The organism is Streptomyces sp. NPDC001822, assembly GCF_042892135.1.
In the GTDB taxonomy this organism is placed as follows: Bacteria; Actinomycetota; Actinomycetes; order Streptomycetales; family Streptomycetaceae; genus Streptomyces.
This window is the reverse complement of sequence record NZ_JBIATW010000014.1, coordinates 87,821-111,552: the sequence shown is the minus strand read 5'-3', so window position 1 is coordinate 111,552 and position 23,732 is coordinate 87,821. Positions and strand designations below refer to the sequence as shown.

The following is a 23,732-nucleotide window of genomic DNA, read 5'->3' as shown; positions in this document are numbered from 1 at the left end:
TCGGGGGGGGGAGGAGCCGGACCGGGTTAGCACGGTCGCGAACGATCCGTGACTTCCATGGTGTACCCGAGCGCCTTCTCAGGCAAACCCACCCGCCGCCGCTTACACCGAATGGCGGGCCCCTATGCTCACCTTTGTGGAAAACTGCTTCTCGCCGCGCACCGCAGCCTTCTTCGACCTGGACAAGACGGTCATTGCGAAGTCATCGACGCTGACCTTCAGCAAGTCCTTCTACCAGGGTGGGCTGATCAACCGCCGCGCCGTACTGCGCACCGCGTACATCCAGTTCGTGTTCCTCGCCGGAGGCGCCGACCACGACCAGATGGAGCGGATGCGCGAGTACCTCTCGGCGCTCTGCAAGGGATGGAACGTCCAGCAGGTCAAGGATCTGGTGGCCGAGACCCTGCACGACCTGATCGACCCGATCATCTACGACGAAGCGGCGACCCTCATCGAGGAGCATCACACCGCCGGACGCGACGTGGTCATCGTCTCAAGCTCGGGAGCCGAAGTCGTCGAGCCCATCGGGGAGCTGCTCGGGGCGGACCGTGTCGTAGCGACCCGGATGGTCGTCGGCGACGACGGCTGCTTCACCGGCGAAATCGAGTACTACGCGTACGGGCCGACGAAGGCGGAGGCCGTCAGAGCTCTCGCCGAATCGGAGGGCTACGACCTCTCGCGTTGCTACGCCTACAGCGATTCGGTCACGGATGTACCGATGCTCGAGGCGGTCGGCCACCCGTACGCCGTCAACCCGGACCGGGCCCTGCGGCGTGAGGCAGCCCTCAGGGAATGGCCGGTTCTCGTCTTCGACCGCCCCGTCCGCCTCAAACAGCGCCTGCCCGCCTTCTCGATGCCGCCGCGCCCGGCTCTGGTAGCCGCAGCCGCGGTCGGCGCCGCAGCCCTGACCGCGGGTCTGGTCTGGTACACCAACCGCCGTCGCGCCGCCGCTCTCGCCACCTGAAAGACGGAGCGCAGTCGAAACGAAGCCGAGCGCACTACCGGAACGCCTTCGCCGATCGCACCCGGATATGCGTGATTCACCCCTGTTTGAAAGCAAAAGTAAAGAAGTCCGCCCAGGGGTTCCTCTGCACCCGGTCCTGGAGTAGAAAGGGATTACCGGCCCGCGAGACCAGGGACATCCGAGAGGATCACCTATTCACGCACGAACGGCCCCACGGACCGCGCACGAAAGCCGAGCACCCACGCGACGTCGACCCGTCGAATACGGGCCAGCCGCACCAGGTGACGGGCAAAGAACCCGACCTGATGGGCACATCTCGAGGACGCTTGGTAACCCGGCGGACGTGCCAGCGGCGGTACCGGAACCGGTACCGCCGCAACTCTTACCCGTTGACGCCCGAGGGCCCACCCACGGCGGGCCATGTCAGCCTCAAGCCGCGCCCCGCTGAAGGGCTTCGCACACCGCGGTGGACTCCCGGACCCCCAGCTCCACGGATCGTCCGCAATGGGCGATCCAGGCCGCCATACCCTCGGGCCGCCCCGAGAGATACCCCTCGAACGCCGCCACGTACGACGCCCGTCCCTGTTCGGCGTGACCGACCTCGGCGGGGCAGATCGACTTCGGATCGAGCCCGCTACCGATCAACACGATCCGCTCGGCGGTCCGGGCCACCAGACCGTTGTGGGAGCCGAAGGGCCGCAGCGCCAGAAGCTCACCGTGCACGACCGCGGCAGTCACCAGAGCGGGCGCGGCGCTCCCGGTGATGATCAGCTCCGACAGCCCTTCAAGCCTTCCGGACACCTCGTCCGCATCGGGAAGGGGCGCCTCGATCACGGGCTCCTCCACCGGCTCGCCCGACAGCCGAGGCCGGCCGACGCTGTCGTCGGGGGCGGCTCCACCCGCTGCGACGAGATGCAGCCGTGCGAGCACCCGGAGAGGCGACTGCCGCCAGATGGAGAGCATTTGCCCAGCCTCCGCCGTGAGCCGCAGGGCGGCTCCGACGGTGCGAGCCTCCGGCTCACCGCTGAAATCGGTACGCCTGCGCACCTCTTCGAGATTCCAGTCGGCGCCCGCCAGGGCCGCTGAACCCCGGGCTCCGCGCAGGGCCGCTTCCGCGGTGACCTCGTTACTGCGGCGCCGCATCACTCGATGGCCGTAGACCCGGTCCACAGCCTTGCGAACGGAGTCCACCGCGCCGGTGACACCCGGCAGGGCGCCCAGGGCGGCGAGCGGGTCCGAGGGAGTCGTACTCATAAGTAGGGAGGCTACGCGCCCCCTGCCCGGTTGCCGCCGCGGAGTGTCCTTCTTCACGAAGCCTGGACACAAAGAGCAATCAAGCAGCTACCCTAGGTGAACATGAAGATCGCTTTCGTGGGGAAGGGCGGCAGCGGCAAGACAACGCTGTCCTCGCTCTTCATCCGCCACCTCGCCGCCAATGAAGCCCATGTCGTCGCTGTGGACGCCGACATCAACCAGCATCTCGGGACTGCCCTCGGCCTGAACGAGGACGAGGCGTCCGCACTCCCCGCCATGGGTTCCCAGCTCCCCCTCATCAAGGACTACCTGCGCGGGAGCAACCCGCGCATCACCTCCTCGGCGACCATGATCAAGACAACGCCGCCCGGGCAGGGGTCGCGGCTGCTCCGCGTCCGCGAGGACAACCCCGTGTACGACGCCTGCGCCCGCACGGTCGCGCTCGACGACGGGGACATCCGGCTGATGGTCACCGGGCCGTTCACCGAGTCCGACCTCGGAGTGGCCTGCTACCACTCGAAGGTCGGAGCGGTCGAACTCTGCCTCAACCACCTGGTCGACGGTCCCGACGAATACGTCGTGGTCGACATGACGGCAGGTTCGGACTCGTTCGCGTCGGGGATGTTCACGCGTTTCGACATGACCTTCCTCGTCGCCGAACCGACTCGGAAAGGCATCTCCGTCTACCGGCAGTACAAGGACTACGCGCGCGATTTCGGCGTCGCGCTCAAGGTGGTCGGCAACAAGGTGCAGGGCCAGGACGACCTCGACTTCCTGCGGGCGGAGGTCGGCGAGGATCTGCTGGTCGGTGTCGGCCACTCCGACTGGGTACGCACGATGGAGAAGGGCCGGCCCGCACCGTTCGACCTGCTCGAAGCGGACAACCGGATGGCCCTGCAGGCCCTGCAGAACGCCGCGGAGGATTCGTACGAGCTGCGCGACTGGGAGCGCTACACCCGGCAGATGGTGCACTTCCATCTGAAGAACGCGGAGAGCTGGGGCAACGAGAAGACGGGCGCCGACCTGGCTGCCCAGGTCGACCCCGCCTTCGTCCTGCATGAGCACCACTCCGTGGCGGGCGCTGCCCAGCCGGCCTGAACCCACGGACAGAACCGCATGGTTCAGTCCTGTGCAGTGTCTCCCTCGGCACCCGTGCCGGCCGGCCGGCCATCCGGCCCGGCAGGCACGGGGCTCTCCGAGGTGTCCACCTGAGCGGTGTCTGCGAGGAAGGCCGACCAGCCGGGCTTGGGCGCCTGGCCCACCTTCAGCGTCCCGAGCTTGGCGAGCGTGGCGGAGTCCTGCGCATCCAGCCAGTCGGCGAGTTGACGGAAGGAGACGCATTGCACGTCCCGCTGGGTGCACACGGTCTTGATCGTCTCCTCGATCGCACGCATGTACGTGCCACCGTTCCAGGATTCGAAGTGGTTGCCGATGATCAGCGGGGCACGGTTTCCGTTGTAGGCGCGATCGAACGCCTGAAGCAGACCGTCGCGCATCTGGTTGCCCCAGTACGCGTGCTTGGCGGGGTCCCCCTGCGTCGTGCCGGACTGGTTGAACATGAAGTTGTAGTCCATCGAGAGTGTCTCGAACGCTCTGCCCGGCACGGGGACGAGCTGCAGCGGGAGGTCCCAGAGCCCTTCCTTCTTCGAAGGCCAGACCTGGTTTCCGATACCGCTGGAGTCGTAACGGAAGCCCATTGTCCGCGCTGCCGCGACCATGTTCTTCTGCCCCTCCAGACACGGAGTGCGGGCGCCGACGAGCTCCTTCTCGTAGTCGAACGGCAGGGGTGCTTCGTTCTTGAGGGCCGGGACGTTGGTCTTCCAGCTCTTCACGAACGACTTGGCCTGACTGATCTCGCTCTTCCACTCGTCCACGGACCAGGTGCCGACACCTCCGTCCGGACCACAGAAGTGCCCGTTGAAGTGCGTGCCGATCTCATTGCCGTCGAGCCACGCGGCCCGGAGCTCCCTGAGGGTGTCGCGGATGCCCTCGGGATCATTGAACCCGATGTCGGAGCGGCCCGCCGAGTGCTGAGGCGGGTCGTAGATCGTCTTCTTCTCCTCCGGCAGGAGATACACGCCGCTGAGGAAGTACGTCATCTTGGCGTCGTACTTCCTGGAGACGGCCCGGAAGTGCGAGAACAGCTTCTGACTGTCCTCGCCCGCGCCGTCCCAGGAGAACACCACGAACTGCGGGGGTTTCTGACCAGCCTTCAGCCGCTTCATCGCGGGGAGCTTCGGCTGAGCTCCCGTGAAAGCGGTGGAACCGTCCCCGATGAGGGTGACCGCCGCCTTCGGCGCCGCAGCCGGCGAGTTGCCCTCCGCCGGCTTCTTTCCGGCACCGGGACCAGCGGCTCCCGTACCGAAGCCCGAACAGCCGGCCAGACCGGCGATCAGCGCCGTGACCACGGCACCCAGGGCGATCCGCTTCGTGGCGGCCATCATCCGTCCACCCTCTTCCTTGCAGGAGGTCGCGCGTCGTAGCGCCGACACGGCGCGGCCAACCTCACACGCAGAGCTGGGGAAACAAGTACGACAAGCCGAATGAAAAGCTGCTTATTCACTTGAACGAGTGACCAAATGGGCTATTTGCTCGAAAACATGGACACCACTCTTTACTCTCCATTACGATTCGTTTACTGAGAGTTGAGAAATCCCGCCGCTTCACCCCACCGCCGCACGCCGTGATCCACGGCCGCCGTCACTTACATTCCGCGACCGCGCTGCCCCGGAGGAGACGGGAACATGTCTGCCTGCGTCCCTACCCGCAATGACCACTCATCCCGCAGCTCGCGCCTTTCCCGGGCATCGGGCTTCAAGAGGCCCCACAGTCCGCCACCCGGCCGAGGGCGCTTCCGCGTCTCCGGTGCCGACCTGTCCGCATCGATCACCGTCTTCCTCATCGCCGTGCCCATGTCGCTCGGGCTGGCCGTGGCCATGGACGCCCCCTTGGCGGCCGGACTGGTCTCGGCGGCCATCGGCGGCATCGTGGCCGGGTCTCTCGGAGGAACCCCCCTCCAGGTCAGTGGCCCGTCGGCGGGACTGACCGTCGTCACGGCCGAGTTGATCCAGATCTACGGGTGGCGCACCACCTGTGCGATCACCGTCGGCGCAGGCCTCCTGCAGATTCTGCTCGGCTCGCTGAGAGCCGCCCGCAGCGCTCTGGCCGTCAGCCCCGCCATCGTGCACGGCACGCTCGCGGGCATCGGGGTGGCGATCGCCCTCGCCCAGGTGCACATCGTGCTCGGCGGTGGACCCCAGAGCTCCGCGCTGGACAACGCGCTTGCGCTCCCGGCCCGCCTCGCGCAGTCCGAGCCGGCCGCTCCTCTCATCGGAGCGTTGACGATCCTGCTCCTGGTCGTGTGGCCACGCCTCCCAGGTCGCGTCGGATCGACGATGGGAAGGATTCCGGCCGCGCTCGCCGCCGTGGCCGTGGCAACCGCCGTAGCCGCTGCGGCGGCACCGGAAATCGCCCGCGTCGACCTTCCGTCGTGGCGCTCGCACGCCCTGCCCGAGGTGCCGCAGGGCCCGGTGGCCGCGCTTTCCACCGCGGTGTTCACCGTCATGCTCGTCGCGAGCCTGGAGTCCCTGCTGGCCGCCGTCTCCGTGGACAAGATGTCGGCGGACCGTGCGATGTCGGCGCCGAAGGACGGGGCGACACCGCCGCTTCCGCCCGTCGAGCGCTCGGATCTCGACCGGGAGCTGCGGGCCCAGGGCATCGCCAACACGCTGTCAGGACTTGTCGGAGGCCTGGCGATCTCCGGCGGCGCGGTGCGCAGCTCCGCCAACGTGCGCGCAGGCGCGGAGAGCCGCGCTTCCACCGTGCTGCACGGCGTATGGGTGCTGCTGTCCGCCGCTCTGCTGGTCTCGGCGCTCGAATGGATTCCTCTGGCCGCGCTCGCCGCGCTCGTCATGGTGGTCGGCATCCAGATGGTCAACTTCGCCCATATCCGCAAGGTGCACAAGCACCGTGAGTTCCTGGTGTACGGAGCCACCATTACCGGTGTGCTCCTCGCCGGAGTGCTCAAGGGGGTGGCGATCGGCATCGTCGTGGCGGTGGCGGTCGCTCTCCACCGGCTGGCCCGGACACGCATCACGGTGTCGGAGCAGGAGGGCCGCTATCTCGTGGCAGCCCGCGGACAGTTGACCTTCCTCGCGGTGCCACGACTGAGCCGGGCCCTGGGCCGACTCCCGCACGGCGTCGACGCCGTGGTCGAGCTGGACGGCTTCTTCATGGACCATGCGGCCTACGAGACCATCCAGGACTGGTACACGGCTCAGACCGCGATGGGCGGGCGGATCGAATTCACCGGACGCTCCGGGGGCCGGATCGCCGAGCCCGCGTCGGCGGCCCACTCCTGCTGCCGGCCATGGACACCATGGCGCAACCATCACTGTCACGACCGTGCGCAGGAAACCCTTCCCACGCCCGCCGTCACGGTGTCGCCCGTCGTCCGGGAGGACCCTCCGGCAACCTCGCCGGCACCCGCGGCCGAGCGACGGGGCGCGCATAGGCTGCTCAGCGGCCTCAGCTCCTTCCAGCGCAACACCGCACCCCTGGTCCGTGAGGAACTGGCCCGACTGGCGGCGGAGGGGCAGCGGCCCTCCCAGCTCTTCATCACCTGCGCCGACTCCCGCCTGGTCACCAGCATGATCACTGCCAGCGGACCCGGAGACCTCTTCACCGTGCGGAACGTCGGAAACCTCGTGCCCCCGCCGGGCACCCCCGAAGCCGCCGCCCACGACGACTCGGTGGCAGCCGCGATCGAGTACGCCGTGGACGTGCTGGGGGTGGAATCGATCACCGTCTGCGGCCACTCGGGATGCGGTGCGATGAAGGCCCTGTTGGAGGCGGCCCCGGAATCGCCCCGTACACCGTTGTGGCGTTGGTTGCGCCACGGGATGCCGAGCCTGGACAGAATGCGTTCGCGTCACCACTCCTGGGCTCGCATCGCGGGGAGGATGCCAGCCGACGCGGTGGAGCAGCTCTGCCTCACCAACGTGGTCCAGCAGTTGGACCATCTGCGGGCACACGAGTCGGTGGCCCGCAGACTGGCGACGGGATCCCTGCAGCTGCACGGCATGTACTTCCATGTCGGGGAGGCGCAGGCTTACCTGCTGACGGAGGGCGTCAGCTCCGGGACGGGACCCGCCGAGGTCTTCGCCAAGGTCGATCCCGAGGCGGAGGGCGCGGTGGAAGACGGTACGGACGTCCTGGACCTTGCACCCGACTCCGCGGTCCGTACCTGAACCGCTCGCACATCCGGTCCGTGAGACCTGGTAGTCCCGCTTCCGCGGCGCACATCTTGAGGCACGCGGAGGCGGGACCTGTGGCTCCATACACGAAGCACAGGTCTAAACCAATTCTCGGCAGACACTTGTCACCTGGCCCGCAGCCTGATGAGCTGTCCCCCGGGACACAACGGACACCCTGGGAATGGGAGATGTCGTGAGCAACGAAAGCCTGGCCAATCTGCTCAAGGAGGAGCGGCGGTTCGCACCGCCTGCCGATCTGGCCGCGAACGCCAACGTGACAGCACAGGCGTATGAGCAGGCCAATGCGGACCGGCTGGGCTTCTGGGCCGAGCAGGCCCGTCGCCTGACCTGGGCCACGGAGCCGACCGAGACACTGGACTGGAGCAATCCGCCCTTCGCGAAGTGGTTCGCGGACGGCAAGCTCAATGTCGCCTACAACTGCGTGGACCGTCACGTCGAGGCGGGCAACGGCGACCGGGTCGCCATCCACTTCGAGGGCGAGCCCGGCGACAGCCGCGCGATCACGTACGCGGAGCTGAAGGACGAGGTCTCCCGCGCCGCCAACGCGCTCACCGAGCTCGGTGTGGGCAAGGGCGACCGGGTCGCCGTCTATCTGCCGATGATCCCCGAGGCCGCCGTCGCGATGCTGGCCTGCGCCCGCATCGGCGCCGCGCACTCCGTGGTGTTCGGCGGTTTCTCCGCCGACGCCATCGCCGCCCGCATCCAGGACGCGGACGCCAAGGTCGTCATCACCGCCGACGGCGGCTACCGCCGCGGCAAGCCCTCCGCGCTCAAGCCCGCGGTGGACGCCGCAGTCTCCCGTATCGACAGCGTCGAGCACGTCCTCGTGATCCGGCGCACCGGGCAGGACACCGCCTGGACCGAGGGCCGGGACGTCTGGTGGCACGAGATCACCGGCCGGCAGTCGGCCGAGCACACACCCGAGGCCTTCGACGCGGAGCATCCGCTCTTCATCCTGTACACCTCGGGGACCACGGGTAAGCCGAAGGGCATCCTGCACACCTCCGGCGGCTATCTGACCCAGGCGGCCTACACGCACAACGCGGTCTTCGACCTGAAGCCGGAGTCGGACGTGTACTGGTGCACCGCCGACATCGGCTGGGTGACCGGACACTCGTACATCGTCTACGGGCCGCTCGCCAACGGTGCGACCCAGGTCATGTACGAAGGCACGCCCGACACCCCCCACCAGGGACGCTTCTGGGAAATCGTCCAGAAGTACGGCGTGACGATCCTCTACACCGCGCCGACCGCGATCCGTACGTTCATGAAGTGGGGGGACGACATCCCCGCCAAGTTCGATCTGTCGTCCCTTCGCGTCCTGGGTTCCGTCGGTGAGCCGATCAATCCCGAGGCGTGGGTCTGGTACCGCAAGCACATCGGCGCCGACACCTGCCCCGTCGTGGACACCTGGTGGCAGACCGAGACCGGCGCGATGATGATCTCGCCGCTCCCCGGCGTGACCGCGACCAAGCCCGGCTCCGCGCAGCGTGCCCTGCCCGGTATCTCCGCCACCGTGGTCGACGACGAGGCGAACGAGGTACCGAACGGCGGGGGCGGCTATCTCGTCCTCACCGAGCCGTGGCCGTCGATGCTCCGCACCATCTGGGGCGACGACCAGCGCTTCATCGACACCTACTGGTCGCGCTTCGAAGGCAAGTACTTCGCGGGCGACGGGGCCAAGAAGGACGACGACGGAGACATCTGGCTGCTCGGCCGGGTCGACGACGTCATGCTCGTGTCCGGACACAACATCTCCACCACCGAGGTCGAGTCGGCCCTCGTCTCGCACCCCTCGGTCGCCGAGGCGGCGGTCGTCGGCGCCAGCGACGAAACGACCGGCCAGGCCATCGTCGCCTTCGTCATCCTGCGCGGCACCGCCACCGCCTCCGAGGAACTGGTCGCCGAACTGCGCAACCACGTCGGCGCCACACTCGGACCGATCGCGAAGCCCAAGCGGGTCCTGCCGGTCGCCGAACTGCCGAAGACACGGTCCGGCAAGATCATGCGCCGGCTTCTGCGCGATGTCGCCGAGAACCGCGAACTGGGTGACGTCACGACGCTGACCGACTCCTCGGTCATGGAGCTCATCCAGACACAGCTCCCCACGGCGTCCTCCGAGGACTGAACGGGGACCGACGCAGAACAGAACAGCGGAGGAGCGGAAGAGCGGAACGGTACAGGCGTACCGCATCACCGTTGAATCCGCTGATCGCCGCTGATACCGCTGCCAGGGGCACCCGAGCGCTGCCGGGTGCCCCTCGTGCTGCCCGAGCGGGACATGGCAGGACGGACGGGCCAGGGGAGGCCGGTGGCCGCAACCGGGCAACGGCCTCAACCCGACAGACGGCGACGAACACGCGAGAACCGCCGCACGCTTTCGGGCGAACGGTGCCGGACCCGGATACCGTTCCGATCACCCCCGTGAAGTGGTGGTTCCACCGACGTGGCGTGTCGCGCGTGCGCTCTCGCCACACGTCGGCCGCGCACGTCGAGGGCGCACTCACCCCAGGCACGCGCGTCGTTCCGGGCCACGCGCGTTACGATCACCCGAACGTGCACGAACCGCACCCGAACCGCGCACACGTCTGCCAGAAGAGCGACAAGCGCGGCCGCGAGTGCGGCGACAACTACATATGACATCTCCACAGGGGCGCCGGGAAGTCTGGTCGGCATGTGAATCCACCATGCCGTCACTGCCGTAATCCGACCCGGAGGTACCTCTCGTGGCCCCGCCCCCTCCACCGACCGACCGCCGCGGCACTCTCTTCGGCCGGCTCTCCCTGCCCGAGCGGAACTACCTCGTCGAGGCGCTGCGCACCGAGACCGTCGGCGGCGTCATCCTCCTGGCCGCTGCCGTCACCGCGCTGATCTGGGCCAACACCTTCGGATCGGGCTACACGACGGTCAGCGATTTTCACTTCGGCCCAGAGTCCCTGGGCCTGCACCTGTCGGTAGCCCACTGGGCGGCCGACGGGCTTCTCGCCGTCTTCTTCTTCGTAGCGGGCGTCGAGCTCAAGAGGGAACTGGTCGCCGGTGAACTCCGCGACCCCCGCGCAGCGGCCCTGCCCGTCGCGGCGGCACTGTGCGGCATGGCGGTCCCCGCAGCCGTCTACGCCCTGACCGCCGCGCTCGGTGGCGGGACCACCGCCGGCTGGGCCGTACCCACCGCCACGGACATCGCGTTCGCGCTCGCCGTCCTCGCGGTCATCGGCACCTCGCTGCCGGCGGCACTGCGCGCCTTCCTCCTGACGCTCGCAGTGGTGGACGACCTCTTCGCCATCCTCATCATCGCGGTCTTCTTCACCGAGGACATCGACTTCCTCGCCCTCGGTGGCGCGGTCGTCGGCCTCGCCGTCTTCCATCTGCTGCTGCGGGCCGGGGTGAGGGGCTGGTACGTCTACCTCCCGCTGGCGCTGGTGATCTGGGGGCTGATGTACAACAGCGGCGTCCATGCCACGATCGCCGGAGTCGCCATGGGCCTCATGCTTCGCTGCACCCGGCGTGAGGGCGAGGCGCAGTCCCCCGGAGAGCGCATCGAACACGTGGTCCGCCCCGTGTCCGCCGGTCTCGCGGTCCCGCTGTTCGCGCTCTTCACGGCCGGTGTCGTCCTCAAGGGTGATGCCCTCACTGCCGTGTTCACCCGGCCCGAAACGCTCGGAGTGGTGCTCGGTCTCGTCGTCGGCAAGACCGTGGGCGTCTTCGGCGGCACCTGGCTCGTCACCCGGTTCACCAGGGCCCGGTTGAACGCGGATCTGGCCTGGGCCGACGTCCTGGCGGTCGCCACTCTGGCCGGTATCGGTTTCACCGTCTCACTGCTCATCGGGGAACTGGCGTTCGCCGGCGACGAGGACATGATCAACGAGGTCAAGGCGGCGGTCCTCATCGGTTCCCTGATTGCCGCCGTAGTCTCCGGTGTACTGCTGAAACTGCGGGTACGCAGATACAGGGCCCTGTACGACGCGGAGGAGCTCGACGAGGACGGATCAGGGGTTCCCGACGTGTACGAGCAGGGCGACCCCGCGTACCACCTGCGCATGGCCGCGCTCCACGAACGGAAGGCCGCGGAGCACCGCCGCCTTGCCGAACGGGCGGGGGCAGCGAGCAGCGAGCCGGACAGTCCGGCATGATCTGACATCGGATGTACGCAAAAGGAGAGGGAGTCAGGGATGAGCGACCCCGGCAACTACGCGGGCAGCACCGACCGTAGTATCGGCCAGCTGTTCGCTTCGGCGACGGCCGAGATGTCCGCGCTGGTGCACGACGAGATCGCGCTGGCCAAGGCCGAGGTGCGCCAGGACGTCAAGCGCGGCGTGATCGGCAGCGTGGCGTTCATCGTCACGGGCGTGCTGATCCTCTTCGCGATTCCCGTGCTGAGCTTCGCCGCGGCCTACGGGATCCACAACCTCGGCCTCGGCCTCGCGTGGTCGTTCCTGATCGTGGGCGGTGCGTTCATCCTGTTGGGCGTGCTGCTCGCCCTCTTCGGGCTGGCCAAGTTCAAGAAGGTCAAGCCGCCGGAGAAGTCCATCGCTTCGGCCAAGCAGACCGCGGCGGTGCTGCAGGGCGTCAAGCCGCATCCCCGCCCCGCCGTGACCGCGGTTGCGATCGAGCAGGCCCCGGGCAGTTCGCTCGCCGACCGGGCGATCGAAGGCCGTCCGGTGCTGGACAAGCCTGCGGCTGTGACACGCTCATCCACATGACCGACCCCGATTTCAGCGCATCCGGTCCGGTTGGCCCGTTGGGAGCGGCCGCCGGTTCCGGTGGCCCCGTCCGTATCGAAGGGCCCTGGACCCACCGCGACGTGGCGGCCAACGGCGCGCGCTTCCACATCGCCGAGCTCGGTGACGGGCCGCTGGTGCTGCTGCTCCACGGCTTCCCGCAGTTCTGGTGGACCTGGCGCCATCAGCTGACCGCGCTTGCCGACGCCGGATACCGTGCGGTGGCGATGGACCTGCGGGGCGTGGGCGGCAGCGACCGTACGCCCCGTGGCTACGACCCGGCGAACCTGGCGCTCGACGTCACCGGGGTCATCCGCTCCCTCGGCGAGCCGGACGCGGCGCTGGTGGGTCACGACATGGGCGGTTACCTCGCCTGGACGGCGGCCGTGATGCGTCCCAAGCTGGTGCGGCGTCTCGTCGTGTCGTCGATGCCGCACCCGCGCCGCTGGCGTTCCTCGATGCTCTCCGATCTCGCCCAGTCCCGGGCCGGGTCGCACGTGTGGGGTTTTCAGCGGCCCTGGGTGCCGGAGCGTCAGCTCGTGGCGGACGACGCCGCGTTGGTGGCGAAGATGATCCGGGACTGGTCGGGACCGCGCACCCCGGACTTCCCCGGCGACGAGACCCTGGACGTGTACCGCCGGGCGATGTGCATCCCCTCGACGGCGCACTGCTCGATCGAGCCGTACCGCTGGATGGTCCGCTCCCTGGCTCGTCCGGACGGTGTGCAGTTCAACCGCCGGATGAAGCGCCCGGTGCGGGTACCGACACTGCACCTGCACGGCTCGCTGGATCCCGCGATCCGGACGCGTAGTTCCGCGGGATCGGGCGAGTACGTCGAGGCACCGTACAGGTGGCGACTTTTCGACGGTCTCGGGCACTTCCCGCACGAGGAGGATCCGGTCGGCTTCTCGACCGAACTCGTCAACTGGCTCAAGGACCCCGAGCCCGACCGGTGACCGATGGGCACGCGTGTCTGACGAACAGCCACTTGCCTGCCGCATAAGCCAATTGGCTGACTCGCACGCGATTACCGACCATGGGTCACGGGCAGACGTCGGGGTATGGGCTGGACGCGCGACTTCAGTGACGCAGCACGCAACCGCCGCTCGACCGCTCCTGCCGGTCCGAGCATTCACGAGGGGGGCGGCTCCCGGAGCCGGGTGCACGATGTGAGTGAATTTCACGATCTCCGACTGGGAATCCCGCGCATTCTCACGCGCCGGGCGCGCTGGGTGTCCGCGCGGCTCCGTCATACCCGCGGATGACGGGCGTACCTCGATGACGCACACCACGCGCGGGATCCCGGAACACCGGCTGCAAGGACACCGGTTCTAGGACCACCGGTTTCAGGACCACCGGCTCCGAGGACGTCGGCTTCTGGGGCCTCAGCGTGAGTCCGGGGCTCGGCCCGAGGGCGTACCGGCGGAGGCCCGTGGAGGCTCCGGATCACGTCCGCATGCGGTTCCGCAGGTTCCGGGTACGTCCGCACGCGGTTCCGGGCTACGTCCGGACGCGGGCGTAACTGCCCGCGGCGATCGCCTCCTCGGCGGTCTCGATCCGCTCGGGCAGGTACGGGTTCCGGCCGGAGACCGTTCCGCACGCGCCGTCGGCCGGTCACCCCGCCCCTGACGCACCTGCGGCGCGCGCACCCGCTTCCGCCGCATACCGACCATGCCCTCCGCGGATCCCGGGGAGGGCACGCGGCTCTCTCAGAGGGCGCAGCCCTGGCTGTCGACCTGCTGGGCCGAGTCCTTGCCGAGGGCGATGTCCTGGCGGATCTCGTCGGCGGTCAACGCGTACCCCGTGTCCGGGTCGTCGAGCGACTTGGCGAACACCACTCCGTAGACCTTGCCCTCGGGGGTGAGCAGCGGGCCGCCCGAGTTCCCCTGGCGCACGGTCGCGAACAGGGAGTACACATCGCGCCGCACGGTGCCCCGGTGGTAGATGTCGGGGCCGTTGGCGTCGATGCGGCCTCGGATGCGCGCGGAGCGCACGTCGTAGGCGCCGTTCTCCGGGAAGCCCGCGACGATGGCGCTGTCACCGCTCTCCGCGTCGTCGTCCGTGCCGGTGAAGCGCAGCGGCTCGGCATCGAGGTCGGGGACGTCGAGTACGGCGATGTCGCGCTGCCAGTCGTAGAGGACGACCTTGGCGTCGTACAGCCGGCCCTCGCCACCGATCTGCACGGTCGGCTCGTCGACGCCGCCGACGACGTGCGCGTTGGTCATCACCCGGCGGTCGGAGAACACGAAGCCGGTCCCTTCGAGGACCTTGCCGCAGCCCGGCGCCATGCCGACGACCTTGACGATGGACTTCTTCGCGCGTGCGGCGACCTGGCTGCCGGCCAGCGCCGGGTCCGGGGGCTCGACCTCCGTGATGGGCTCGTTGGCGAAGGGGCTGAAGACCTGCGGGAAGCCGTTCTGCGCGAGGACGGAGGAGAAGTCGGTGAACCAGGTGGACGCCTGGGTGGGCATCACCCGGGAGACCCCGAGCAGCACCGATGAGCTGCGGACCTCCTTGCCCAGCGTCGGCAGGGACGTACCCGCCAGGGCGGAGCCGATCAGCCAGGCGACGAGCAGCATGGCCACCACGTTGACCAGGGAGCCGCCCGTGGCGTCCAGGGCCCGGGCCGGCGACCACGTGATGTACCGCCGGAGCCGGCTGCCGAGGTGGGTGGTGAACGCCTGGCCCACCGAGGCGCACACGATCACGATCACGACCGCGACGATGGCGGCCGTGGAGGAGACCTCGGACCCGTCGGTCGCCTGGTCCCAGATGACCGGCAGCAGGTAGACGGCGGCGAGGCCACCGCCCAGGAACCCGATCACGGACAGGATGCCGACGACGAAACCCTGGCGGTAACCGATGACCGCGAACCACACGGCGCCGACGAGCAGCAGGATGTCGAGCACGTTCACCGTCTATAGCCTCGCAGATTCGTCACCTGGCCCGTCCGGTTGGACGGGGTCCGGGCCAGGCCCGGAACGCGCAGCACGGGAGTCAGCCTGTCATGCGCGCCAGTCGAGCGGCACCTGCTTGGTCCTGTCCCAGGGGCGTTCCCATCCCGCGTAGTGCACAATCCTGTCGATCACACCGGCTGTGAAGCCCCATACGAGTGCGGATTCGACCAGAAATGCCGGACCCTGGTGCCCGCTCGGGTGGACTGCCGTCGCCCGGTTCGCGGGATCCGTGAGATCCGCCACGGGCACGGTGAAGACCCGTGCCGTCTCGGCCGGATCGACGGCGGCCACCGGGCTCGGTGTCCGCCACCACCCGAGGACCGGCGTGACGACGAAACCGCTCACCGGGATGTAGAGCCGCGGAAGCACTCCGAAGATCTGGACGCCGTCCGGATCGAGCCCCGTCTCCTCCTCGGCCTCACGCAGTGCGGCCCGGAGCGGTCCGGTGGTCGTGTGGTCGCCGTCCTCGGGGTCGAGCGAGCCGCCGGGGAAGGACGGCTGGCCGGCGTGGGAGCGCAGGGAACCGGATCTCTCCATCAGGAGCAGCTCGGGACCGCGCTCGCCCTCGCCGAAGAGGACCAGGACCGCGGACTGGCGCCCCGCGCCGCTCTCGGGCGGCAGGAAGCGGCTGAGCTGCCGGGCGCGAACGGTCCGCGCCGCGCGGGCGACGGGGTCGAGCCAGGCCGGCAGCCCGTCCGTGGTGACGGCGATCGCGTCGTCGCTGGCCGTGTCCGTCTCCTCTGCGGCCGCCTCGTCGGCGGCCCGTGTCTTTTGTGCGTGCGTCATGTGCACCCCCGTCGATCCAACGCGTGCCATCGGCCGATTCGTTCCGCACACCCCCGGCCGGTGGGTCCGCCGGAGGAGAGTTCACCCGGCTCCCAGGGGCGGAGCGGGGGTGCCCGGGTAGTCCGGGGGCGGGCTGAGGCGCTGGCCCGGGTAGCCGCCCATCTCGTACTTCAGGAGCTTCCTCGCCTTCTCCGGGTCCGTCTCGCCCTCGCCGTAGGCGGGGCAGAGCGACGCGATGGGACAGGCGCCGCAGGCCGGCTTGCGGGAATGGCAGATACGGCGGCCGTGGAAGACCACGCGGTGCGAGAGCATCGTCCACTCGCTCTTCGGGAAGATCGCGGCGATCTCCGCCTCCACCTTCTCCGGGTCCTCCTGCTCGGTCCACTTCCATCGCCGGACCAGCCGGCCGAAGTGGGTGTCCACCGTGATGCCGGGCACGCCGAACGCGTTGCCGAGGACGACGTTGGCCGTCTTGCGCCCGACGCCTGGCAGCTTCACCAGATCGGCGAGACGGCCCGGCACCTCGCCGCCGAAGTCGTCCCTCAGAGCGGCGGACAGGCCCATCAGGGAGCGCGCCTTGGCCCTGAAGAAGCCGGTCGGGCGGATGACCGCCTCCAGTTCCTCGGGGACGGCGGCGGCCATGTCCTCGGGGGTCGGATAGGCGGCGAAGAGCGCGGGGGTGGTCTGGTTGACCCTCAGGTCGGTGGTCTGGGCGGAGAGGACCGTGGCGACCAGGAGCTCGAAGGGATTGCGGAAGTCCAGCTCCGGGTGGGCGTACGGATAGACCTCGGCGAGCTCGCGGTTCATCCGCCGGGCGCGGCGGACCATCGCGAGATGCGACTCCGGCTTCGCGGGCTTGGCCGCCGATGCAGGCTTGGCGGCCGCTGCGGTCCTGGCCGCCGAAGCGGACCTGGCAGCCGAAGCGGGCTTGGAAGCCGATGCACCGATCCGGCCTTTTGCGGCATTTCCGCCACTTCGTGCACCGTGTTCGCCCACGGCGGAATTCTTGTCTCCCGACACCCCATCAGCCCCCTTGGCCTGCGCTGTCACCGGCGTTCCGGACACCCGGCCAGCCTAGAGCCCGGCGCCGACATCCGCCCCGGTCACCGCGCATCCGCGCCCGATCGGCCCCCTGCCGTAGGGTCCGGCACGCCCGTGCGTCAAACTGGTTTGTGATCGATCGCACGGTTTTACCGTCCGGCATCATGGAAACGACGCTTCCCTGAACAGGCCGACAAGGAGAGAACTCGTGGACGACGTTCTGCGGCGCGCCCCGCTTTTCGCGGCGCTCGATGACGAGCAGGCCGCGGAGCTCCGCGCCTCGATGAGTGAGGTGACCCTCGCACGCGGCGACGCGCTGTTCCACGAGGGCGACCCGGGCGACCGCCTGTACGTGGTCACCGAGGGCAAGGTGAAGCTTCACCGCACCTCCCCCGACGGGCGGGAGAACATGCTGGCCGTCCTCGGCCCCGGCGAGCTGATCGGCGAGCTTTCGCTCTTCGACCCGGGCCCGCGCACGGCGACCGCGACCGCGCTCACGGAGGTCAAGCTCCTCGGCCTCGGTCACGGAGACCTCCAGCCCTGGCTGAACGCACGCCCCGAGGTGGCCACCGCGCTGCTCCGCGCCGTCGCCCGCCGGCTGCGCAAGACCAACGACCAGATGTCCGACCTGGTCTTCTCCGACGTGCCGGGCCGCGTCGCCCGCGCGCTCCTCGACCTGTCGCGCCGCTTCGGCGTGCAGTCCGAGGAGGGCATCCACGTCGTGCACGACCTCACCCAGGAGGAGCTGGCCCAGCTGGTCGGCGCCTCCCGCGAGACGGTCAACAAGGCACTCGCGGACTTCGCGGGCCGCGGCTGGCTGCGCCTGGAAGCGCGTGCCGTGATCCTGCTCGACGTCGAGCGGCTGGCCAAGCGGTCCCGCTGACGCTCCACCGCCGCGCGCCCTCCGGGCCGGACGCCCGCCCCCAGGGACACCCGGGCGGGAAGCCCCCGTGACCGCAGAGAAGGCCCCACCACCGGTGGGGCCTTCTCCGTGCGAACCCGCCGGTCAGATCAGGCCGTGTTCCGTCAGGTACTCCATCTGGGCCCGTACCGACAGCTCGGCCGCGGGCCACAGGGAACGGTCCACATCCGCGTACACCGCCGCCACCACCTCGGCGGGCGTCCGGTGCCCCGCCTCCACGGCCGTCTCGACCTGTGCCAGGCGGTGGGCCCGGTGCGCGAGATAGAACTCGACCGCACCCTGGGCGTCCTCCAGCACGGGGCCGTGCCCCGGGAGGACCGTGTGCACCCCGTCGTCGACCGTGAGCGACCGCAGCCGCCGCAGGGTGTCCAGGTAGTCGCCGAGCCTCCCGTCCGGGTGGGCGACGACGGTGGTACCGCGCCCGAGGACCGTGTCGCCCGTCAGCACGGCCCCGTCGGCCGGCAGGTGGAAGGACAGCGAGTCCGACGTGTGCCCAGGGGTGGGCACCACCCGGAGTTCGAGGCCGCCGGTCGTGATCACGTCGCCCGCCGCGAGCCCTTCGTCGCCGAGCCGCAGCGCCACGTCCAGGGCCCGCACCTTGGTACGGGTGAGCTCGGCGAAACGCGCGGCCCCCTCCGCGTGGTCGGGATGCCCGTGCGTGAGCAGAGTGAGCCCCACGCGCCGGCCCGCCCGCTCCGCCGTCTCGATGACGGCCCGGAGGTGTGCGTCGTCGAGCGGCCCCGGGTCGATCACGACGGCGAGGTCGGAGTCCGGTTCCGCGACGATCCAGGTGTTCGTCCCGTCCAGGGTCATCGCGGAGGGGTTCGGTGCCAGGACGTTGACGGCGCGGGTGGTGGCGGGACCGGAGAGAACCCCGCCGCGGGGCTGTCCCGGCAGCGCGGCCGCGTCGCTCATACGGGTCCTCCGCCCGGTGCGGCGGCAGATGAGGAGGGGGCCGGCCCGTCGCCCGCCGGCACGTGCTTGGTGAACTCCTCGTGCCCAGGCCAGGTCAGCACCAGCTCGTCACCCTCCATGCGGGCCTCCGCGAGTACGGGAGCGAGGTCCTGGGATTCCGCCGCCTTCAGCGCCTCTCCGGCCGTCCCGTACGGTCTCAGCGCCCGCAGGGTGGCCACGGTGGGCGGCATCATCAGCAGTTCGCCCCGGTCGTAGCCGTCAGCGGCCTCGCCGGGCCTGATCCAGACCGTGCGGTCCGCCTCGGTGGAGGCGTTGCGGGTGCGCTGCCCCTCCGGGAGCGCGGCCACGAAGAACCAGGTGTCGTACCGGCGCGGCTCGAACGCAGGCGTGATCCAGCGCGCCCACGCCGCCAGCAGGTCCGAGCGCAGCACCAGGCCCCGGCGGTCCAGGAAGCCGGCGAAGGACAGCTCACGGGCGACGAGGGCCTCGCGGTCGGCCTCCCAGTCGGCACCCGTGGTGTCGCTGACGACGATGTCGGCGGTCTGCCCGGCCAGCAGGACACCCGCCTCCTCGTACGTCTCCCGGACCGCCGCACAGACGACGGCCTGCGCCTCGGCGGCCGTGTCGACGCCGAGGCGTTCCGCCCACCTCTCCAGGGACGGCCCCGCCCAGCGCACCAGCAGGTCGTCGTCGCGCGGGTCGACCCCGCCACCCGGATAGGCGTACGCGCCCCCCGCAAAAGCCATCGAGGTGCGCCGGCGCAGCATGTGGACGGCCGGAGCCCCCGCACCCGGGCCGGACGGATCGTCCCGGAGCAGCATGACCGTGGCCGCCCGCCGAGGTGCGACGGCCGTCAGCTCGCCGCTGGCGAGGGCCCTGATGCGGGCGGGCCATTCCGGTGGGTACCACTGACCGTTGGACATGGCCGGAGGCTATCCGGAACCGCGCCGATGTTCGAGGGGTCCCGGACACCGCGGCGGTCCCGTGGACGCGTGATCCCGCCCGGTCACGGGACCGGGCGGGATCAGGGACGTGGAAGGGATCAGGCGTCGACGAGCTCGACCTGGATCTCGACCTCGACGGGCGCGTCCAGCGGCAGCACCGCCACACCGACGGCGCTGCGGGCGTGCACACCCTTGTCGCCGAGGACGGCGCCCAGCAGTTCGCTCGCACCGTTGATCACACCCGGCTGTCCGGTGAAGTCGGAGGCTGAGGCGACGAAGCCGACGACCTTCACGACGCGTGCGATCCGGTCCAGGTCACCGGCGACCGACTTCACGGCCGCCAGTGCGTTCAGCGCGCAGGTCCTGGCGAGCTCCTTGGCCTCGTCCGCCGTCACCTCGGCGCCGACCTTGCCCGTCACCGCGAGCTTGCCGTCCACCATCGGGAGCTGGCCGGAGGTGTAGACGTACACCCCGGACCGCACCGCCGGCTGATAGGAGGCCAGTGGCGGTACGACGTCGGGCAGGGCCAGGCCGAGTTCGGCGAGCTTCGCCTCGACGGCGCCGGCCACTAGGCCTTCTCCCGCTTCAGGTAGGCCACGAGCTGCTCGGGGTTGTTCGGGCCGGGAACGACCTGGACCAGCTCCCAGCCGTCCTCGCCCCAGGTGTCCAGAATCTGCTTGGTCGCGTGCACGAGAAGCGGCACGGTCGCGTATTCCCACTTGGTCATGAGCCGACTGTAATGCCTGGCACATGCGGCCTCGTGCGTAGCCTGCCCGCCGACTGGTTAGGCTCGAAGACGTGAGCAGGTTCCAGGTCGTCAGCGGCAAGGGCGGGACCGGTAAGACCACGGTCGCCGCCGCACTCGCGCTCGCCCTCGCGACCGAGGGCAGGCGCACCCTCCTGGTCGAGGTCGAGGGCAGACAGGGCATCGCCCAGCTCTTCGAGTCCGAGGCCCTTCCCTACGAGGAACGCAGGATCGCGGTGGCCCCCGGCGGCGGCGAGGTCCACGCCCTCGCCATCGACGCCGAGCGCGCCCTCCTGGACTACCTCCAGATGTTCTACAAGCTGGGGAGCGCCGGGCGGGCGCTGAAGAAGCTCGGCGCGATCGACTTCGCCACCACCATCGCGCCGGGCGTCCGGGACGTCCTGCTGACCGGCAAGGCCTGCGAAGCCGTACGGCGCAAGGACAAGCAAGGCAGGTTCGTCTACGACCACGTGATCATGGACGCCCCTCCCACCGGGCGCATCACCCGCTTCCTCAACGTGAACGACGAGGTGGCCGGGCTCGCCCGGATCGGCCCGATACACAATCAGGCGCAGGCCGTGATGAGGGTCCTGAAGTCCCCCGAGACCGCGGTCCACCTCGTGACACTCCTGGAGGAGATGCCGGTCCAGGAGACCGCGGACGGCATCGCGGAGCTGCGAGCGGCGGAACTGCCCGTGGGCCGGATCGTCGTGAACATGGTGCGCCCGCACCTGCTGGACGAGGACGCGCTGCGCACCGCGTCGGGCGGCCGGCGCAAGGAGATCGCGAAGACGCTCACCCGGGCGGGCGTGACCGGTTCCGCGGCTCTCGTGCGGCCTCTGATCGCGCAGGCGGCCGAGCACGCCCAGCGGGTCGGCCTGGAACGCGAACAGCGCGCGGTGCTGGCCGGGCTCGGACTGCCCATGTCCGAGCTCCCGCTGATGGGCGAGGGTGTGAGCCTGTCCGGGCTGTACGAGCTGGCCGAGGAGTTCCGCAAACAGGGTGTCGGCGACGAGGCGGCGGACGAGGCGGGGCAGAAGCCCGGAGCCGGCGGGCGGCGCGCAACGGGAGAAGGGGCGGAGTCATGACGCCGGGCACGGACACCGCACCGGGGCTGGACACCGACGCGCTCCTGGACGATCCCGGCATCCGCATCGTCGTGTGCTGCGGATCCGGGGGCGTGGGCAAGACCACGACCGCGGCGGCGCTCGGTGTGCGGGCGGCGGAGCGCGGCCGCAAGGTCGTCGTCCTGACGATCGACCCTGCCCGCCGCCTCGCGCAGTCGATGGGCATCGACCGCCTGGACAACGTCCCCCGCCGCGTCGAGGGCATCGACGGCGAGGGCGAACTGCACGCCATGATGCTCGACATGAAGCGCACCTTCGACGAGACGGTCGAGGCGCACACGGATGCCGAGCGGGCCCGCGCCATCCTGGAGAACCCCTTCTACCAGTCCCTGTCGGCCGGCTTCGCGGGCACGCAGGAGTACATGGCGATGGAGAAGCTGGGGCAGCTGAGGGCTCGCGACGAGTGGGACCTGATCGTCGTCGACACCCCGCCGTCCCGTTCCGCGCTGGATTTCCTGGACGCGCCGAAACGTCTCGGCTCCTTCCTGGACGGCAAGTTCATCCGAGTGCTGATCGCCCCGGCGAAGATCGGCGGCCGGGCCGGGATGAAGTTCCTCAACGTCGGGATGTCGATGATGACGGGGACGCTCGGCAAGCTGCTCGGCGGGCAGTTCCTGCGCGACGTACAGACCTTCGTCGCGGCGATGGACTCCATGTTCGGCGGATTCCGTACCCGGGCCGACGCCACGTACAAACTGCTCCAGGCGCCCGGTACGGCGTTCCTCGTGGTCGCCACTCCCGAGCGGGACGCGCTGCGTGAGGCCGCGTACTTCGTGGAACGCCTGGCTGCGGAGGAGATGCCGCTGGCCGGGCTGGTTCTCAACCGGGTGCACGGCAGCGAGGCCGCACGGCTCTCCGCGGAGCGGGCGCTGGCCGCCGCAGAAAATCTTGAGAGCGCCGGCATTGTGGATCAGACGGCCGGGAAGGCTGGCCTTGGTGACACGGCGGACCCGGCGGCCGCGGTCCCGCCCGAAGCCCCCGAGCCACCGCTCTCCCCCGAGCCCGGCAACGAGCCGCACCGACATGAGCCGACGCAGCACGACGGGACGTCCCGCGAACGTGAGCGGCGCGTTCCCGGGACGGTGCGGCACGACAGCACGTCGCCCGACCCGTCCGAGTCGTCCACGCACACGGAAGCAGACCGGCACGACGCCACCGCCACGGAGGACGTGTCCGTCGAGCAGCTGGCAGCGGGCCTGCTGCGGCTGCACGCCGAGCGGATGCAGGTCGTCGCGCGCGAACAGGACACGCGTGACCGCTTCACAACGCTCCACCCCGAGGTCCCGGTGACCGAGGTGGCCGCACTGCCCGGTGACGTGCACGACCTCTCGGGTCTCAGGGCCATCGGGGAACGGCTCGCGGCCGCTTCCGCTCCGGCCGGAGCCGCATAGGGACTTCGCCGGGCTTCCCCCGGGGGAAGCCCGCGCGGCGCTACCCCACAGCGGCGAACGTCTCGTGCAGTTCGTCGTCGTGCAGGCCGTCGTCATGCAGTCCGTCGTCCAGACCCACCGCTGCGGGGAGCAGGCCCGAGGACCGCTCGTATTCACCGCGCGCGGTCTCCAGCAGACGGCGCCAGGACGTGACGGTGGGCCGCCGGCGCAGCAGTGCGCGTCGCTCCCGCTCCGTCATCCCGCCCCACACGCCGAATTCGACGCGATTGTCCAGCGCGTCGGCCAGGCACTCGGTCCGCACCGGACAACCGGTGCACACCGCCTTGGCCCTGTTCTGCGCTGCCCCTTGTACGAACAGTTCATCCGGATCGGTAGTGCGGCAGGCTGCCTGCGCACTCCAGTCGGTTACCCAGCCCATGCCGGCGCCGTCCTCTCCCGAATCGAGGCTCCCCCACGGCGGTAGCGGCATATTCACCGCTGCCAGTTGAGGACGTTACGGAAGGTGGCGACAGCACAACACCCCCTTCGGGCCCAATCTTGAATGGCCCGAACGGACTATGCGTACGCGGCAGATCACCCAGGGGAGTGACGCAAGGACATGCGTGACTATCCCGAAGGAATCGGGACAGGATACCCAATTCACAACGGACATTCAGCGACACACAAGGCGAATTCGGGAACGCCTCCGGCCG

General features: G+C 69.7%; 21 protein-coding genes. 11 read left to right on the top strand and 10 right to left on the bottom strand.

Going from position 1 to position 23,732, the window contains the following annotated elements:
• Positions 1 to 124: 124 nt before the first annotated feature.
• Entirely contained in the window at positions 125 to 964 is an 840-nt protein-coding gene (locus tag ACFYY2_RS27570) for an HAD family hydrolase (protein ID WP_388747872.1), read from the top strand.
• A 429-nt stretch (positions 965 to 1,393) separates the two neighbouring features.
• Here ACFYY2_RS27570 and ACFYY2_RS27565 read toward each other — a convergent pair whose 3' ends face one another.
• Positions 1,394 to 2,218 (bottom strand): oxidoreductase, encoded by an 825-nt coding sequence (locus ACFYY2_RS27565; protein WP_388747870.1) that lies wholly within the window; start codon positions 2,216 to 2,218, stop codon positions 1,394 to 1,396.
• Positions 2,219 to 2,320: 102 nt separating this feature from the next.
• Here ACFYY2_RS27565 and ACFYY2_RS27560 point away from each other — a divergent pair, with 102 nt between their 5' ends.
• The gene (locus ACFYY2_RS27560; protein WP_388747868.1) at positions 2,321 to 3,316 is read left to right on the top strand and encodes an ATP-binding protein; all 996 of its coding nucleotides are present in this window, start codon (positions 2,321 to 2,323) and stop codon (positions 3,314 to 3,316) included.
• A 23-nt stretch (positions 3,317 to 3,339) separates the two neighbouring features.
• Here the strand turns inward: ACFYY2_RS27560 and ACFYY2_RS27555 are convergent, their stop codons facing one another.
• Positions 3,340 to 4,662 (bottom strand): hypothetical protein, encoded by a 1,323-nt coding sequence (locus tag ACFYY2_RS27555; protein WP_388747865.1) that lies wholly within the window; start codon positions 4,660 to 4,662, stop codon positions 3,340 to 3,342.
• Positions 4,663 to 4,962: 300 nt separating this feature from the next.
• Here ACFYY2_RS27555 and ACFYY2_RS27550 point away from each other — a divergent pair, with 300 nt between their 5' ends.
• The 6 genes from ACFYY2_RS27550 to ACFYY2_RS27525 all read left to right on the top strand — a co-directional run bounded on the left by ACFYY2_RS27550 (position 4,963) and on the right by ACFYY2_RS27525 (position 13,477).
• Positions 4,963 to 7,467 carry a SulP family inorganic anion transporter gene (locus ACFYY2_RS27550; RefSeq protein WP_388747862.1) on the top strand — a complete coding sequence of 835 codons (2,505 nt, stop codon included), beginning with the start codon at positions 4,963 to 4,965 and terminating at the stop codon, positions 7,465 to 7,467.
• A gap of 187 nt (positions 7,468 to 7,654) precedes the next feature.
• Positions 7,655 to 9,622: an acetate--CoA ligase gene (acs, locus tag ACFYY2_RS27545; RefSeq protein WP_388747859.1), complete on the top strand. Its 1,968-nt coding sequence runs from the start codon at positions 7,655 to 7,657 to the stop codon at positions 9,620 to 9,622.
• Between the two features lie 598 nt (positions 9,623 to 10,220).
• Positions 10,221 to 11,624, top strand: coding sequence for a Na+/H+ antiporter NhaA (gene nhaA / locus ACFYY2_RS27540; protein WP_388747856.1), 1,404 nt, complete (start codon positions 10,221 to 10,223; stop codon positions 11,622 to 11,624).
• Between the two features lie 39 nt (positions 11,625 to 11,663).
• Positions 11,664 to 12,194: a phage holin family protein gene (locus ACFYY2_RS27535; protein WP_388747854.1), complete on the top strand. Its 531-nt coding sequence runs from the start codon at positions 11,664 to 11,666 to the stop codon at positions 12,192 to 12,194.
• Positions 12,191 to 13,168 (top strand): alpha/beta fold hydrolase, encoded by a 978-nt coding sequence (locus tag ACFYY2_RS27530; protein WP_388747851.1) that lies wholly within the window; start codon positions 12,191 to 12,193, stop codon positions 13,166 to 13,168. The genes ACFYY2_RS27535 and ACFYY2_RS27530 overlap by 4 nt, the downstream gene beginning before the upstream one ends.
• 105 nt (positions 13,169 to 13,273) lie before the next feature.
• Positions 13,274 to 13,477 (top strand): hypothetical protein, encoded by a 204-nt coding sequence (locus ACFYY2_RS27525; protein WP_329038650.1) that lies wholly within the window; start codon positions 13,274 to 13,276, stop codon positions 13,475 to 13,477.
• A gap of 444 nt (positions 13,478 to 13,921) precedes the next feature.
• On the opposite strand, the gene ACFYY2_RS27520 is transcribed toward ACFYY2_RS27525, so the two are convergent.
• From ACFYY2_RS27520 to nth, 3 genes are all read right to left on the bottom strand, one after another.
• Positions 13,922 to 15,127, bottom strand: coding sequence for a MarP family serine protease (locus ACFYY2_RS27520; RefSeq protein WP_388747847.1), 1,206 nt, complete (start codon positions 15,125 to 15,127; stop codon positions 13,922 to 13,924).
• A gap of 90 nt (positions 15,128 to 15,217) precedes the next feature.
• Entirely contained in the window at positions 15,218 to 15,955 is a 738-nt protein-coding gene (locus tag ACFYY2_RS27515) for an NUDIX hydrolase (protein ID WP_388747844.1), read from the bottom strand.
• A gap of 81 nt (positions 15,956 to 16,036) precedes the next feature.
• Positions 16,037 to 16,903: an endonuclease III gene (gene nth / locus ACFYY2_RS27510; RefSeq protein ID WP_388748057.1), complete on the bottom strand. Its 867-nt coding sequence runs from the start codon at positions 16,901 to 16,903 to the stop codon at positions 16,037 to 16,039.
• Positions 16,904 to 17,204: 301 nt separating this feature from the next.
• Between nth and ACFYY2_RS27505 the strand changes: the two genes are divergently transcribed.
• Positions 17,205 to 17,879 carry a Crp/Fnr family transcriptional regulator gene (locus ACFYY2_RS27505; RefSeq protein WP_014046869.1) on the top strand — a complete coding sequence of 225 codons (675 nt, stop codon included), beginning with the start codon at positions 17,205 to 17,207 and terminating at the stop codon, positions 17,877 to 17,879.
• 123 nt (positions 17,880 to 18,002) lie between these two features.
• Here ACFYY2_RS27505 and ACFYY2_RS27500 read toward each other — a convergent pair whose 3' ends face one another.
• From ACFYY2_RS27500 to ACFYY2_RS27485, 4 genes are all read right to left on the bottom strand, one after another.
• On the bottom strand, positions 18,003 to 18,833 hold the full coding sequence (locus tag ACFYY2_RS27500; protein ID WP_388747841.1) for an MBL fold metallo-hydrolase: 831 nt from the start codon (positions 18,831 to 18,833) through the stop codon (positions 18,003 to 18,005).
• Positions 18,830 to 19,756 carry an NUDIX hydrolase gene (locus tag ACFYY2_RS27495; RefSeq protein ID WP_388747838.1) on the bottom strand — a complete coding sequence of 309 codons (927 nt, stop codon included), beginning with the start codon at positions 19,754 to 19,756 and terminating at the stop codon, positions 18,830 to 18,832. The genes ACFYY2_RS27500 and ACFYY2_RS27495 overlap by 4 nt, the downstream gene beginning before the upstream one ends.
• A 119-nt stretch (positions 19,757 to 19,875) precedes the next feature.
• On the bottom strand, positions 19,876 to 20,346 hold the full coding sequence (locus ACFYY2_RS27490; RefSeq protein ID WP_388747835.1) for a RidA family protein: 471 nt from the start codon (positions 20,344 to 20,346) through the stop codon (positions 19,876 to 19,878).
• Positions 20,346 to 20,504: a DUF4177 domain-containing protein gene (locus ACFYY2_RS27485; protein ID WP_003967454.1), complete on the bottom strand. Its 159-nt coding sequence runs from the start codon at positions 20,502 to 20,504 to the stop codon at positions 20,346 to 20,348. The genes ACFYY2_RS27490 and ACFYY2_RS27485 overlap by 1 nt, the downstream gene beginning before the upstream one ends.
• A 71-nt stretch (positions 20,505 to 20,575) precedes the next feature.
• On the opposite strand from ACFYY2_RS27485, the gene ACFYY2_RS27480 reads away from it, so the two are divergent.
• Together ACFYY2_RS27480 and ACFYY2_RS27475 are read left to right on the top strand one after the other, a co-directional pair.
• Positions 20,576 to 21,610 (top strand): ArsA family ATPase, encoded by a 1,035-nt coding sequence (locus tag ACFYY2_RS27480; RefSeq protein WP_388747832.1) that lies wholly within the window; start codon positions 20,576 to 20,578, stop codon positions 21,608 to 21,610.
• Complete coding sequence (locus ACFYY2_RS27475; protein WP_388747829.1) at positions 21,607 to 23,040, top strand: ArsA family ATPase; 1,434 nt, start codon at positions 21,607 to 21,609, stop codon at positions 23,038 to 23,040. Before ACFYY2_RS27480 ends, ACFYY2_RS27475 begins: the two co-directional genes overlap by 4 nt.
• Positions 23,041 to 23,080: 40 nt before the next feature.
• Here ACFYY2_RS27475 and ACFYY2_RS27470 read toward each other — a convergent pair whose 3' ends face one another.
• Entirely contained in the window at positions 23,081 to 23,458 is a 378-nt protein-coding gene (locus tag ACFYY2_RS27470; RefSeq protein WP_388747826.1) for a WhiB family transcriptional regulator, read from the bottom strand.
• Positions 23,459 to 23,732 lie beyond the last annotated feature (274 nt).